Consider the following 13,194-nt stretch of genomic DNA (forward strand, 5'->3'; position numbering starts at 1 on the left):
GCGCTTTTAGCGTACCTATATTATATAGGAGATGCTACAGGGGGCTATACCTTTAGCGACGGCTGTGCGTGATGAGCTGCATGAATTCCTCACGCGTCTTGGCTTCGCGGAAGGCACCGGTGAAGTCACTGGTCGTGGTGAAGGAATTCTGCTTCTCTACGCCACGCATCTGCATGCACATGTGCTGTGCCTCGATGACGACGATGACACCGAGGGGATTGAGTGCCTCCTGGATGCAGTCCTTGATCTGCGTCGTCAGGCGCTCCTGTACCTGCAGGCGACGAGCGAAGACGTCGACGATACGGGGGAGCTTTGAGAGGCCCGTGATGTAGCCGTTGGGGATATAGCCGATATGGACCTTGCCGAAGAAGGGCAGCATGTGGTGTTCACAGAGCGAGTAGAAGTCGATATCCTTGACGATAACCATCTGGCGATACTCCTCGCGGAACATCGCCGAGCGGAGGATCTCCTTCGGGTCTTTGTGCGCACCTGAGGTGAGGAAGCGCATGGCCTTAGCGACGCGCTCGGGTGTCTTCACCAAGCCCTCACGCTCGGGATCTTCGCCCAGCAGGCGGAGGATCTCATGGTAGTGGTGGCGCAGAGCGGCTTCGGTAGCCTCTTCGCTCTCAGAGACGAAGGTCAGGGTCGAGGGATCGGGGAGGCTATTCTTCTGAGGCATGGGGTTCGGTGTAGTTGAGGATGCGGACCTTCTCACGGACTACGTAGGACTCACGGCCCCAAGCAGGCAGAGCGACCATAAGACGAGCGCGAGCCGAGCGAGCCTCTTCCTGTGAGGTGAAGTTACCGACGGTCAGGCGCCAGAAGGGAGCGCGGAAGGTGATGTAGCTACTGAGCGTGGGGGCGACGCGGCGAATAGCTTCGGCACGTGCATAAGCCTCGCTCTTAGCATTGGGGAGGTTACTGTTGAAGACCTGGACACGGTAGCCGTAGAGGATGGAGTAGTTGCCATCACGCGCCAGCACCGAGGAGCCACGTGGAGCGGGAGCGCTACCGATGACACCACGGAGGTCGGGGTCTTGGATGATCGTCACGAAGCCCTCACCGGGATTGATCTGCTCGAGGGCTTCGAGGATATTGCGTGGTCTTAGCTTCTCAGGTGCGGTCTGCGCCGAGAGAGTCGCGGCGAAGGTAAGGCACGTGACGAGGAGCGCAAGCGTGAGCTGAATGCGTCTGAGCATAGGAGTTTCGCTGAGGGGTTGGGGAGCGTGTGAGGAAAGGAGTTAGCCACCCCCTCACAGAGAAGGGGTGGCTAAAGAGGGAGGGAGCGTTAGTTGAACGCTTCGATGATGGGAAGGAACTTCTCTACGCTGAGTGAAGCGCCACCGATGAGACCACCGTCGACGTCGGGCTGAGAGAAGAGCTCCTTAGCGTTAGCAGCGTTGCAGCTACCACCGTAGAGGATCGTGCAGTCTTCAGCAACCTGAGCACCGTACTTCTTAGCGATGAGGCTACGGATGTGAGCGTGGATCTCCTGAGCCTGAGCAGAGGAAGCCGTGAGGCCCGTACCGATAGCCCAGACGGGTTCGTAAGCGAGGACGATCTTACCGAAGTCTTCAGCAGAGAGAGAGAATACGGCTTCTTCGAGCTGCTGCTCTACGACTTCGAAGTGCTTGCCAGCTTCGCGCTCTTCCTTGACTTCGCCGATGCAGAAGATAGGAGCGAGGCCTTCAGCGAGAGCAAGACGTACCTTATCCGTGAGGATAGCACCATCTTCGTGGTAGTAAGCACGGCGCTCAGAGTGGCCGAGGATGACGTAGCGTGCACCCGTCGAAGCGACTTGTGCAGCAGAGACTTCACCCGTGTAAGCACCTTCAGCCTTGTCAGCGCAGTTCTCAGCAGCGATAGCTACGGGGCTACCTTCAGCTTCCTTAGCGATAGATGCGAGGTGGATGAAGGGGGCACCGATGATGACGTCACAGTGGAGGGACTTGCCAGCGAGGGCAGCCTTGAGTTCGCCGATGAAGGAGATCCCTTCGCTGAGGGTCTTGTTCATCTTCCAGTTACCGGCGACGATATTCTTTCTCATTGTTACTTTGATAAAGAGGATTATTTGGTTAAATGTAAACGCTTCTTGATGTGCAGATGGACGGTGAGGTGGAGCTTTCTCGCCCAAAAGCGGAGGAAGGCTAAGAGCTGCAGTGCAGCCCACGCCCAGAGGAGGTAGGTGCGCGTCGCAGAGGGGCCGTGAGGCTGCATCTGGGGCAGACTACGGAGGTAAGTGCTGACGCCCTCGACCGAGGGGAAGTCAGCGTAGGCGCGCTTATCTATGATCTTACCGTCACGCAGGACGACGAGCCCTGGCTGTGAGCGGATGATGGTACGTATCGGAGTGGCATCGAGCTGGAGCATCGGATAGGAGGCTCCTGTAAGATAACGCCACTGAGCTATCTCTTCGCTCGTCGAGGCGGTGACGCCATAGAAGGGGTAGCCTAAGCGGCTGGCCTCTTCGTGGAGTTCGCTGATCTCGTCAAGCACGGCTTGGCTCGCCGTACGCCACGAGGGAGAGAGGAGAAGGAGCGTGATCCCCTCGGAGTCGAGGAGCGTCGAGATGACGGGCTCACCCAGACTATCGACGGGATTGAAGTCGTAGCGAGGCTTATAGTTCGCCAAGTCTGCTTCCTGACGTGCCTCGACGAAGGTCCACGTGCTATCGGGGAGGGCCGAGGCTTCGAAAGCCTTCGTCTTGCCGTCCTTCGAGTAGATGTACTTCGTAGCGCCGAGGAGCACACGCTGCAGGGAGGCTTCTTCCTTTGCGATGGCCTCACGGAGGTTCGTCCCTACGGCATAGGGGCGGAAGTCAATGTAAGGCAGGTGACGGTAGTTCTCCGCCATGAAGTAGATGATCCCGACGACAGCGAGCACAGCAGGCACCCAGCGCTCACGGCGCGAATAGAGGTGGCGTAGCGCTCGGGCATCGCGCAGGACGAGGAGGGAGAGCGGTAGGAGAACGACGTTCTTAAGGAAGCTCTCCAGGTGGGTCAGCTGGATCGCATCACCGAAGCAACCGCAGTCGGAGATGGGGTTAGCGATGAGCGTGTAGAGCGTCACGGCCGTCATCATCAGCATGAAGAGTACGGAGAGACGAGCGCAGAACTTGCGATACACCCCCATAAGCAGGAAAGCCCCGAGCAGGAACTCGGAGCCACACAGCACGAAGGACAGCGCCAGCGTGAGCGTCTCGGCACCCGCTGCTGCGGGGCTGAGAATCGGGGTGAGATACTGCGAGATCTTCAGCGCGGTACCCACGGGATCGACGGCCTTCAGAAGGCCAGAGCCCACGAAGACGAGCCCCACGATGACGCGGGCTACTTCGGCGAGGGTATGACGCAGATTGATCACGCTGCGGGGAGGGTAAGCTTGATGAGGCAGAAGATGGCGTAGTTCACCATATCCATATAGTTAGCTTCGACGCCCTCCGAGACGAAGGTCTCGCCCTGCAGATCCTCGATCTGCTTGGTGCGATGGATCTTCGAGAGGATGAGGTCGGTCATAGAGGTCACCCGCATATTACGCCACACCTCACCGTAGTCGTGGTTCTTGGCGAGCATAAGCTGCAGGGTCTTCTCCGCACAGCGATCATAAGCCTCGAGGGCCTCCTCCACGCTCATATCTGGGCTGGAGACAGCGCCACGCTCGAGCTGGATCATGCCGATGAGCCCGTAGTTGACGATACCGATGAACTCCGGCTCGACGCCTTCATCGACGGCAGCATGCCCGCGCATCTGGATACCACGGATACGCTCAGCCTTGATATAGATCTGATCTGTGAGGGACTCTGGGCGGAGGATACGCCACGCCGCTCCGTAGTCGTGGAGCTTCTTAGCGAAGAGCTCCCGACAGGTACGGAGGATGGTACGGCACTCCTGCTCGGTGCTATTGATACGGGCTTCCATAGAGCTACAAAGTTAGTCTACTTTGCCTTATCCACGATTTCGTCGAGCAGAGCGAAGTCAAGGACCTCGGTGATCTCGTCCACATAGTGGAAGTTCAGCCCCTCGAGATAGTGCTCGTTGATCTCAAGGATATCCTTCTCGTTCTCACGGCAGAGGATGATATCCGTGATGCCTGAGCGCTTAGCGGCAAGGATCTTCTCCTTGATACCACCGACGGGCAGGACCTTACCACGCAGGGTGATCTCCCCAGTCATCGCCATGTGGGCACGCACACGGCGGCGGGTCATAGCGGAGACGAGTGAGGTAACCATCGTGATACCTGCGCTGGGGCCATCCTTGGGGATAGCGCCCTCAGGTACGTGGATGTGGATCTCTTGATCCTTGAGCGTCTCGAGGTCGATACCGAGCTGGGTAGCATGAGCACGGATGTAGCTGAGAGCAAGGGTGGCAGACTCCTTCATCACATCACCGAGGCTACCGGTGAGGATGAGCTTACCCGACTGCCCCGGCTGGAGGCTGCTCTCGACGAAGAGGATCTCCCCACCGACGCTGGTCCAAGCCAGACCGACGACGACACCAGCGTGCTCATTGCCCTGATACTTATCGCGCGAATAGACGGTCTTGCCGAGGTACTCACGTACGAGCTCGGGGGTGATGGACTCGGGGAGCTGCTCCTCAGCTGCGGTAGCCCAAGCGAGCTTACGCATGACGGCAGCGATCTGCTTCGTCAGGGAGCGCACACCGCTCTCGCGGGTGTACTCCTCGATGATGAGATCGAGGGCACCAGGGGCGAAGTGGATGTCCTCCACCTTGAGCCCGTGCTCCTTGGCTTCCTTGGGTACGAGGTGCTGCTCGGCGATCTTCAGCTTCTCCTCTGCGATGTAGCCCGTGACTTCGATGAGCTCCATACGGTCACGCAGGGCGGAGGGGATGGTGGAGATATTATTCGCCGTAGCGATGAAGAGGACCTTCGAGAGGTCGTAGTCGATATCGAGATAGTTATCGTGGAAGGCGGTATTCTGCTCGGGGTCGAGGACTTCCAAGAGAGCCGATGCGGGATCGCCCTTGTGGTCGTCAGCGAGCTTATCGATCTCGTCAAGGACGAAGACGGGGTTCGACGTGCCAGCCTTCTGCAGGCTCTGGATGATACGGCCGCTCATTGCGCCGATATAGGTACGGCGGTGACCACGGATCTCAGCCTCGTCATGCACCCCACCGAGGGAGATACGCACATACTTACGGCCAAGGCTCTCTGCTATGCTACGCCCGAGGGAGGTCTTACCTACCCCTGGAGGGCCATAGAGGCAGAGGATGGGGGACTTCATGTCGCCCTTGAGCTTCAGTACCGCCAGGTGCTCGAGGATACGCTCCTTGACGCGGTCGAGGCCATAGTGCTCACGGTCAAGGATCTCCTTCGCCCCCTTGAGGTCGAAGTTATCCTGACTGAAGACACCCCAAGGCAGCTCGAGGATCGTGCGTAGATACTGCATCTGGATCGAGAAGTCGGGGCTCTGTGGATTGAGGCGCTCAGCCTTGCGAAGCTCCTTCTCATAGATCTCAGCGACGGCCTCGCTCCAGAGCTTTTCCTTGCCCTTCTTGCGAAGCTCTTCGATCTCGTCATCGGCGCTGGGGCCAGTGCCGAGCTCCTCCTGGATAGTACGCATCTGCTGCTGGAGGAAGTACTCACGCTGCTGCTGATCCATCTCACGGCGCGTGCGATTGAGGATCTCCTCACGCAGCGAGGACTCAGAGATCTGGTCATGCAGACGACCGAGCACATAGACAGCGCGGTCGTAGACACTATCCATCTCGAGGAGCTTCTGACGATCCTCCATACTGAGCTGAAGGAGTGAGCCTGCCAGATGAACGATATAGGCACGATTCTTCAGCCCACGGATCGTGTCGCGGAAGCCATTGGGGGCATTCGGCGCCAGACGATCCAAGAGCCCTAAGAGGCGCTCATGAATGAGCTCCACCGTCACCTTGTACTCCTCTTCCTTATCTGCTGCGGGGAGGCTATCCTCGAGCAGGTGGACACGACCCATGAGATAGGGATCGTCCATGGTCAGGTGCTGGAGACTGAAGCGCTGACGACCACGAAGGATGGCAGAGAGCTCACCCGTGGGCAGCTCGACGATCTGGGAGACCTCGACGATAGTACCTACCGTGAAGAGGTCGCTGAGCTGGGGATCCTCGACATTGGCGTCACGCTGGGTGACGACACCGAAGCAGCGCTCACGTATCTCTGACTGTCGGATGACCTGCATCGACTTCCTGCGGCCCACGAGGATGGGCACCACCGTACCAGGTAAGATGGACATATTGCGTAGGGCAATGAGGGGAAACTCCTTGGCCTGCTCCTCAGGCTTTAGTGCGAAGGTCTCATCCTCCTCGTAGGTACCCAATATGGGCAGGGACAGTGCTTGCAGTTCTTCGGGTGACATTTCGTCAGATTTATTTTGTTTGCTCATTCTATGTGTAGAGGTGTGGAGGCGGTCGTCGGGGCATATTCCCCTACCGCCTATATCTAAATTACAGCTACTACTCGGCCCGTAGCTCTGCGGTGTGGAGCCCGATAGCAGCCACCCCACTGAGGGGAATGGTATCCAGCGGACGCACCTCCAGAGAGAAGAGGCCTGTGTAGGGAGCTTGCAAAGGGCGTGCCAAAGGCAGGACGAACTCGTGGTACAGCGCCCCTGGGCGCTTCCAATCTCCAGCCGTCGCAGCGAAGTCTACCTGCAGCGTGTCGCGCCGCAGGATCGTCTCATCCTGTCGGAGCCTTACCTCCATACGCGCTCGAGGGCGGTCGAGACGGCTATCCATACGCAGGACGATCTCACCAGTGAAGGTCGTCGTGCGATCGGGGAAGAGGAGGTCAAAGCTATAGGTCGTGCGGGGCTTCCACACGCCACCAGCGGGCTGCTCGAAGGCATAGTAATCCCTCGCTCCACCCGTCTCCTGCTCACACCCCACGAGGGGTAGAAGGAAGGAGAGGACGAGGAGTGCACGTCGCAGTGGACGCCCTATATATGACGAGGTAGCGCGCATCTATCCCTTGTCTTCGCCTGAGGTCTCGGGACGTGGACGGCGGATACGCTGCTGCCCACCCTCACCTGTGGACTCCGTGCGAGGAGTGCGAGGGCTACGGAACTGCCGTACCTGTGGACGCTCTCCACCATTACCATTATTGCTCTTACCCGCCTCATCACTGGGGCGAGCCGAGCGCTCACGGCGAGCGCCTTGGTCACCGCCACGACGGCTACCACGAGAGTCGCCACCACGGCGACCACCACGGCGCTCTCTGTCGAAGCGCGTCAGACTGTTGTCGGCAAGGATATCGCTGGAGCGGGAGGAACGACGCTCTTCGGTCGCCGTCTCCTCGAGGTGCTCGGGGCGCTCACCACGGCGGTTGAGGCTGATGACCTCAAAGGCGCGCTCGGCGGAGATCGTCACCAGACGTACCGGCGCATTGCGCACCGTGCTATAGGTGACCTGACGCTGGAAGTGGTCAGTCTTGAAGTGATAGTAGCTGTCGGAGCTGGTCTCGAGGACGACCTCACGGTCGGGCAGGCTGCGCTGAGCTTCGGCATAGGCATTGACCTCGAAGTTCATACAGCACTTGATCTTCCCACACTGCCCCGTGAGCTTCTGCGGATTCATCGTGATATCCTGCACACGGGCAGCCCCCGTACTCACCGAGGAGAAGGTCGTCATCCACGAGGAGCAGCAGAGCTGGCGGCCACAGGGGCCGATACCCCCGATGCGACCTGCCTCTTGGCGAGCACCGATCTGCTTCATCTCGATGCGCACGTGGAAGGTATCTGCGAGCACACGGATGAGCTGGCGGAAGTCCACACGTCCGTCAGCGATGTAGTAGAAGATCGCCTTGTTGCCATCGCCCTGATATTCGACGTCCCCGATCTTCATGTCGAGGCCCAGCGAAGAGGCGATCTGTCGAGCCTGGATCATTGTCGGCTCTTCACGGCGCTTGGCTTCCTCCCAGCGCTCGAGGTCACCCGGGCGGGCGACGCGGTAGACGTGGAGGAACTCGCCCTTGTCGGGGCGGTAGCGATGGTTCCTCATCGCCAGCTCGGCGAGCTTACCAGTGAGGGTCACCTCGCCGATGTCGTGGCCCGTCGTCGATTCGACAGCGACGATATCGCCTTTATAGAGGTCGATTCGCTCAGTATTGAGATAGTAGCCCTTACGGGTATTCTTGAATTGCACTTCGACCAAGTCGGAGCTCTGCAGTGACTCGGGGATATCGTTCAGCCAGTCATAGGTGCTCATCTGGTTCCTATCACAACCTTCACAGCCTCCGGGGGTCATCGCACAGCAGCCGAGATTGGCCGTTGTGGTCTTATAGTCCATTGATTATCGTTTCGCTTGTGGGGGAGCAAGGCCGCGCATCGGCGTCTACTCACCCATATATATAATGTATCGGAGACACTCCGAGAGGCGAAGGACTCGCCGGCGGAGGGTTCCTACGGAAAGGTGGTGCTCTATGGGTGGAGGAAGTCGCTCTGCAGCCCGACAATAGGACTCACAGAAAGGGGCTTCTCTATCATCGAAGCCCAAGCTAACCACCTCCACGGATGTATAAGCACCCAAACAAAGGTACTCAAATTCTGCCCTTCGCCCCCTTTCCTACCAGCGCACGGCTCCCATATCGAGGCATAAGCGACTGATCGTCAATGTAGCTCCCCGATATACCTCTCCGAAGAGATACACAAGCCCTTCGCCTTATCGCGAGTATTCTTCTTATGCAGCGGAGGGAAAAGCATCGTTCTCGTGAAGGAAAAAGCGCCTTCACGTAGTGGTTTTCCTCTGTCTACGCACGTAGTCTTAAAGACCAGGCACATAAATCCAAATATCCACGTACGTAGATATTAGAGCCACGTACGTAGTCCAAACTTATCTGCCACTCGTCCACAACTTTTATCCCTACGCAGAGCAACTACTTAAATAGAGGGCACTTCACAACGCTATATAGGAATCAGCTCAAAGCTATATAGCATTCTTCGCCATCCTATATAGCTCTACCCACGCACCCATATAGGTTGACTCAGCGACCTATATAGGTTCACACCTCTCCCCTCCCAAAGACACTCCTCCCAGAGGGCGCAAGTACCTCACCTCCCTCCCTTGATTATCCCAGCCGTCCTATACGATAGGATGACGCAAAGACGTTCTATCCGAGGCTGAATAGTTGAAGAATATTTGCACATTCGTTAAATACCTCTAACTTTACAGCTTGATTTCGGCCTGTTGCCGGGGTCCATAACATAGAAAGAAACGAATATGAAGAAGCTATTTTTCGCCGCCTTCGCTCTCGTTGCAGGCGTGCTCTCTGCTCAGGCTCAGACGGCCATCAATCCTCGTATCGAAGTAGGTGCTAACTTCGCTCGCGGTATCAGCAAGGTAGGTAGCGTCACCGCTGACTCTAAGGTCCGCACGGGCTTCCGCGCCAGCGTTGCTGCAGAAATCGAACTCGCTGCTGGCGTCTACCTCGCTCCTGGGGTGACGTTCCGTCAGGAAGGCTACAAGTTCGGCAATGGTAACGGCTATGGCCTCAACTACATCAGCGTACCCGTTGACCTCGGTATCCGCGTAGGTCTCGGCGACAACCTCGCTGTATCTGTAGAAGCTGGTCCTTCGTTCGCCTACGGTCTCTCTACCACGGGTAACGTCGATGCCTTCAAGGCTGGTGCTTACAAGCGCTTCGACATGGGTCTGAACGCTTCTGCTGCTATCGAATACAGCAAGGTTTACCTCCGTCTCGGTACCGATATCGGTCTGGTCAACACTCTCAAGAACCCCGTTGCTAACACCAGCTACAAGAACTCTTCGTTCTTCGCTGGCGTAGGTTACCGCTTCTAAGAGCGAGCCATCCGCTAAGGGCACCGGTCACAAAGACCTCGCCTAAATACACCTATCCCCACGTCAGTCCGCTGGTGTGGGGATAGGCTTTTTGTGGGGATAGGCTTTTTTCTGTACCTTCGCATATACGCGACATGAAGCACATTCATCTCTAATCCTACGGCTCCACTATACTCTGTCGCTGTAGTGCCGTAATTCACCACACAAATAGAATAACAAATATGAAGAAGCTATTTTTCGCCGCCTTCGCTCTCGTCGCAGGCGTCCTCTCCGCTCAAGCTCAGACTGAAATCCATCCCCGCATCGAAGTAGGCGCTAACTTCGCAAGTGGCGTCAATAAGGTAGTAGGTGCCACCCCCAAATCTAAGGTCCGCTTGGGCTTCCGCGCTGGCCTTGCTGCCGAAGTCGGGCTCGCCTCGGGTGTCTACCTCGCTCCTGGGGTGACGTTCCGCCAGGAAGGCTTCAAGTACATCTCTGAAGATGGCTACGGTCTCAACTACATCAGCGTACCCGTTGACCTCGGTATCCGCGTACCTTTCAGCGAGAACTTCGCGGTATCTGTCGAAGCTGGCCCCTACTTCGCCTACGGTCTCTCTACCACGAGCAAGATCGATGCCTTCAAGGCCGGCATCTACAAGCGCTTCGACATGGGTCTGAACGCCTCTGCCGCTCTTGAATTCAGCAAGGTCTACCTCCGTGTCGGTACCGACATCGGTATGGTCAACGCCCTCAAGAACAACATCGCTAACACCAGCTATAAGAACGCTTCGTTCTTCGCTGGCGTAGGCCTCCGCTTCTAAGAGCGAGCCACCCGCTAAAGGCACCGGTCGCTGAGACCTCAGCTAAATACACCTATCCCCACGTCAGTCCGCTGGCGTGGGGATAGGCTTTTTGTATATCTTTGTCTTTACCTACAAATGAATCATCCTAATATGGAGCATATTATCAGCATGTTCATCTCCACTGCTGAGATCGGGGAGATGAAGCCTTTTGGCAATGGCCATATCAACGACACCTACGTAGTCTCTGACCGTGAAGGGACACCACGCTGGATCCTGCAGCGTGTGAACCACCTCGTCTTCCCCCGCATCGAAGTCCTGCAGCGCAATGTCGCCATCGTATCTGACACGATGCGCGAGCGCCTCGAAGCCGAAGGTGACCCCGAAGCAGAGCGTAAGTACCTCTACTTCTACCCCAACCTCGAGGAGCCCGAGAAGAACTACTACCACGACGGGGAGAACTACTGGCGTGTCTGCCGCTTCATCCCCGAGAGCATGAGCATGAGCGAGCTCACCCCCAAGGCCGCCCGCTACGCTGGTGCCGCCTTCGGTCAGTTCGAAGAAATCCTCTCCGTCATCCCCGAGGGTCGTCTTGGTGAGACTATTGAGAACTTCCACAGCATGCCCTTCCGCCTGCAGCAGCTCCGCGACGCTGTCGCTCAGGATGCTGCTGGCCGTGTCGCCGAAGTGCAGGATATCCTCGCCGAGATCGACCGCCGTGCTGACTCGATGCTCCTCCAGGAGAAGCTCTACGCTGAGGGCAAGCTCCCCAAGCGCACCATCCACTGCGACACCAAGGTCGACAACGTCCTCTTCGATAAGTCGGGTGCTGTACTCTGCGTCGTCGACTGGGATACCGTCATGCCTGGCTTCATCCTCAGCGACGTGGGTGACTTCATCCGCACAGGTGTGAACTTCGCTCCGGAAGATGAAGCAGACCTCTCGAAGATCGGCGTGAACATGGAGATCTACAAGGCCTTCGTCGAGGGCTATCTCTCCACAGCAGGTAAGTTCCTCACCCCCACCGAGCGCAGCCTCATCGCCTATGGCGGCCGCCTGATGACCTACATGCAGACGGTGCGCTTCCTCGTCGACTACCTCAACGGAGACACCTACTTCAAGATCCACTCTCCCAAGCACAACCTCCAGCGCACGCGCGCCCAGCTCCGCTACCTCGAGTGCCTCGAGGAGAAGGCAGCCGAAATGGAGGCCCTGCTGAAGTAAGCCGCCCCTATATATTATAATGTATAGAGCCACCCAGAGCCCCGCACTCCCAGCGAGCTGCAGGGCTCTGGGTGGGGCGTGTCAGGTTGCATGAAAAGTCGTATCTTTGCCCCACTGATATAGCGGAATAACCAACAACAAATAAGATAAATACGTATGTCACATCACGAGCTCCCAGAGCACGACGCCCTCGACACCATCGACGAGAAGGTACTGAAGGGTGAACTCTTCTTCGAGCGCCACAGCAAGAAGATCATCATCGCAGTAGCGGCTGTCGTCATCGTCGCTCTCGGCATCTTCGCTTACCACCGTTTCGTCCAAGTCCCTAAGGCCGAGAAGGCTACCGCACAGATGTTCGTAGCAGAAGATAGCTTCATCGCTGGGCAGGACAGCCTCGCCCTCAAGGGGCAGGGTGCTGGTGCGCCGGGCTTCGAAGCCATCGCCAAGAACTTCTCCGGTACGGACGCAGCGAACCTCGCTCACGCCTATAGCGGTATCTGCCTCTATGACCAGGGTAAGTATCAGGAAGCACTGGCTGAGCTGAAGAAGTTCTCCGCTGATGAGACCGTCGTCGCTCCCTCGGTACAGCGCATGATCGGTGACTGCCTCGTACAGCTCGGCAAGCTCGAAGAAGCTGTCAAGAGCTACGAAGCCGCTGCTAAGGCTGCTTCCAGCGAAGCGATCTCCCCCAGCTGCCTCATCAAGGCTGGTCACGTCTACGAGAAGCTCGGCAAGTATGACAAGGCTATCGCCCTCTACAACGAGGTCAAGACGAAGTACTACACCAGCCCCGAAGCAGAAAGCGTAGAGGCTGACCTCCTGCGCGCTCAGGCTCAGGGCAAGTAGTCCGCTCGCACATAGACCATGTCTACAATAGACCATATCCAATCCCTCCACCACAGCCCCGTCCCCTCTGGGGAAGGGCTACACATCGGCATCGCTGTAGCGGAGTGGAACAACAACATCACGGAACCCCTGCTCGAGGGCGCTCTCGAAATGCTCCGCAAGCAAGAGGTGAAGAAGATCACTGTCTTCCGTGTACCAGGGGCCTTCGAGCTTGTCAATGCATCGGCGCGCCTTCTGGCTAATCCTGGTATAGACGCTGTCATAGCTATCGGCTGTGTCGTCCGTGGGGATACCCCTCACTTCGACTACATCTGCCAGGGCGTGACCTTCGGCATATCTCAGCTGAACATGACCTTGGCACATGGCTTCCGCACGACTCCTGCACCCGTCATCTTCGGCGTCCTGACGACCGAAACGATGGAGCAGGCTGAGGAGCGTGCAGGCGGTCGACTGGGCAACAAGGGGGCCGAGGCTGCAGAGACCGCACTGAAGATGTGCCGTCCTATTTGCACAGTTCAGAAATAGTTTGTACCTTTGCACTGCAAAGAACA

Annotated in this window: 13 protein-coding genes; 5 read left to right on the forward strand and 8 right to left on the reverse strand. The window is 57.5% G+C overall.

Annotated features, from left to right (window positions below):
* Nucleotides 1-52 precede the first annotated feature (52 nt).
* From folE to HMPREF1323_RS02210, 8 genes are all read right to left on the reverse strand, one after another.
* A complete protein-coding gene (folE, locus tag HMPREF1323_RS02175; RefSeq protein WP_009432600.1) occupies nucleotides 53-679 on the reverse strand; it encodes a GTP cyclohydrolase I FolE in 627 nt (208 codons plus the stop codon).
* A complete protein-coding gene (locus HMPREF1323_RS02180; RefSeq protein WP_009432617.1) occupies nucleotides 663-1,199 on the reverse strand; it encodes an SPOR domain-containing protein in 537 nt (178 codons plus the stop codon). Before HMPREF1323_RS02180 ends, folE begins: the two co-directional genes overlap by 17 nt.
* 89 nt (nucleotides 1,200-1,288) lie before the next feature.
* Nucleotides 1,289-2,047 carry a triose-phosphate isomerase gene (gene tpiA / locus HMPREF1323_RS02185; protein ID WP_009432550.1) on the reverse strand — a complete coding sequence of 253 codons (759 nt, stop codon included), beginning with the start codon at nucleotides 2,045-2,047 and terminating at the stop codon, nucleotides 1,289-1,291.
* Between the two features lie 20 nt (nucleotides 2,048-2,067).
* On the reverse strand, nucleotides 2,068-3,360 hold the full coding sequence (locus HMPREF1323_RS02190; RefSeq protein ID WP_009432613.1) for a BT_3928 family protein: 1,293 nt from the start codon (nucleotides 3,358-3,360) through the stop codon (nucleotides 2,068-2,070).
* The gene (locus HMPREF1323_RS02195) at nucleotides 3,357-3,914 is read right to left on the reverse strand and encodes a DUF1599 domain-containing protein (protein ID WP_009432552.1); all 558 of its coding nucleotides are present in this window, start codon (nucleotides 3,912-3,914) and stop codon (nucleotides 3,357-3,359) included. Before HMPREF1323_RS02195 ends, HMPREF1323_RS02190 begins: the two co-directional genes overlap by 4 nt.
* Nucleotides 3,915-3,931: 17 nt before the next feature.
* Complete coding sequence (gene lon, locus HMPREF1323_RS02200; RefSeq protein ID WP_009432637.1) at nucleotides 3,932-6,358, reverse strand: endopeptidase La; 2,427 nt, start codon at nucleotides 6,356-6,358, stop codon at nucleotides 3,932-3,934.
* 97 nt (nucleotides 6,359-6,455) lie between these two features.
* Nucleotides 6,456-6,962: a gliding motility-associated lipoprotein GldH gene (locus tag HMPREF1323_RS02205; protein WP_009432599.1), complete on the reverse strand. Its 507-nt coding sequence runs from the start codon at nucleotides 6,960-6,962 to the stop codon at nucleotides 6,456-6,458.
* Nucleotides 6,963-8,285 carry a PSP1 domain-containing protein gene (locus tag HMPREF1323_RS02210; protein ID WP_232203978.1) on the reverse strand — a complete coding sequence of 441 codons (1,323 nt, stop codon included), beginning with the start codon at nucleotides 8,283-8,285 and terminating at the stop codon, nucleotides 6,963-6,965.
* A gap of 930 nt (nucleotides 8,286-9,215) precedes the next feature.
* Between HMPREF1323_RS02210 and HMPREF1323_RS02215 the strand changes: the two genes are divergently transcribed.
* The 5 genes from HMPREF1323_RS02215 (at nucleotide 9,216) to ribH (ending at nucleotide 13,168) form a co-directional block, all read left to right on the forward strand.
* Nucleotides 9,216-9,794: an outer membrane beta-barrel protein gene (locus HMPREF1323_RS02215; protein ID WP_009432537.1), complete on the forward strand. Its 579-nt coding sequence runs from the start codon at nucleotides 9,216-9,218 to the stop codon at nucleotides 9,792-9,794.
* 221 nt (nucleotides 9,795-10,015) lie between these two features.
* The gene (locus HMPREF1323_RS02220) at nucleotides 10,016-10,594 is read left to right on the forward strand and encodes an outer membrane beta-barrel protein (RefSeq protein ID WP_009432605.1); all 579 of its coding nucleotides are present in this window, start codon (nucleotides 10,016-10,018) and stop codon (nucleotides 10,592-10,594) included.
* A 117-nt stretch (nucleotides 10,595-10,711) separates the two neighbouring features.
* Nucleotides 10,712-11,797 (forward strand): phosphotransferase enzyme family protein, encoded by a 1,086-nt coding sequence (locus tag HMPREF1323_RS02225; protein WP_044123916.1) that lies wholly within the window; start codon nucleotides 10,712-10,714, stop codon nucleotides 11,795-11,797.
* Between the two features lie 156 nt (nucleotides 11,798-11,953).
* Complete coding sequence (locus tag HMPREF1323_RS02230; RefSeq protein WP_009432621.1) at nucleotides 11,954-12,643, forward strand: tetratricopeptide repeat protein; 690 nt, start codon at nucleotides 11,954-11,956, stop codon at nucleotides 12,641-12,643.
* A gap of 18 nt (nucleotides 12,644-12,661) precedes the next feature.
* Nucleotides 12,662-13,168, forward strand: coding sequence for a 6,7-dimethyl-8-ribityllumazine synthase (gene ribH / locus HMPREF1323_RS02235; protein ID WP_009432589.1), 507 nt, complete (start codon nucleotides 12,662-12,664; stop codon nucleotides 13,166-13,168).
* The last annotated feature ends 26 nt before the right edge of the window (nucleotides 13,169-13,194 follow it).

Origin of the sequence: Porphyromonas sp. oral taxon 279 str. F0450 (assembly GCF_000292995.1) — a bacterium.
Taxonomy (GTDB): Bacteria; Bacteroidota; Bacteroidia; order Bacteroidales; family Porphyromonadaceae; genus Porphyromonas; species Porphyromonas pasteri.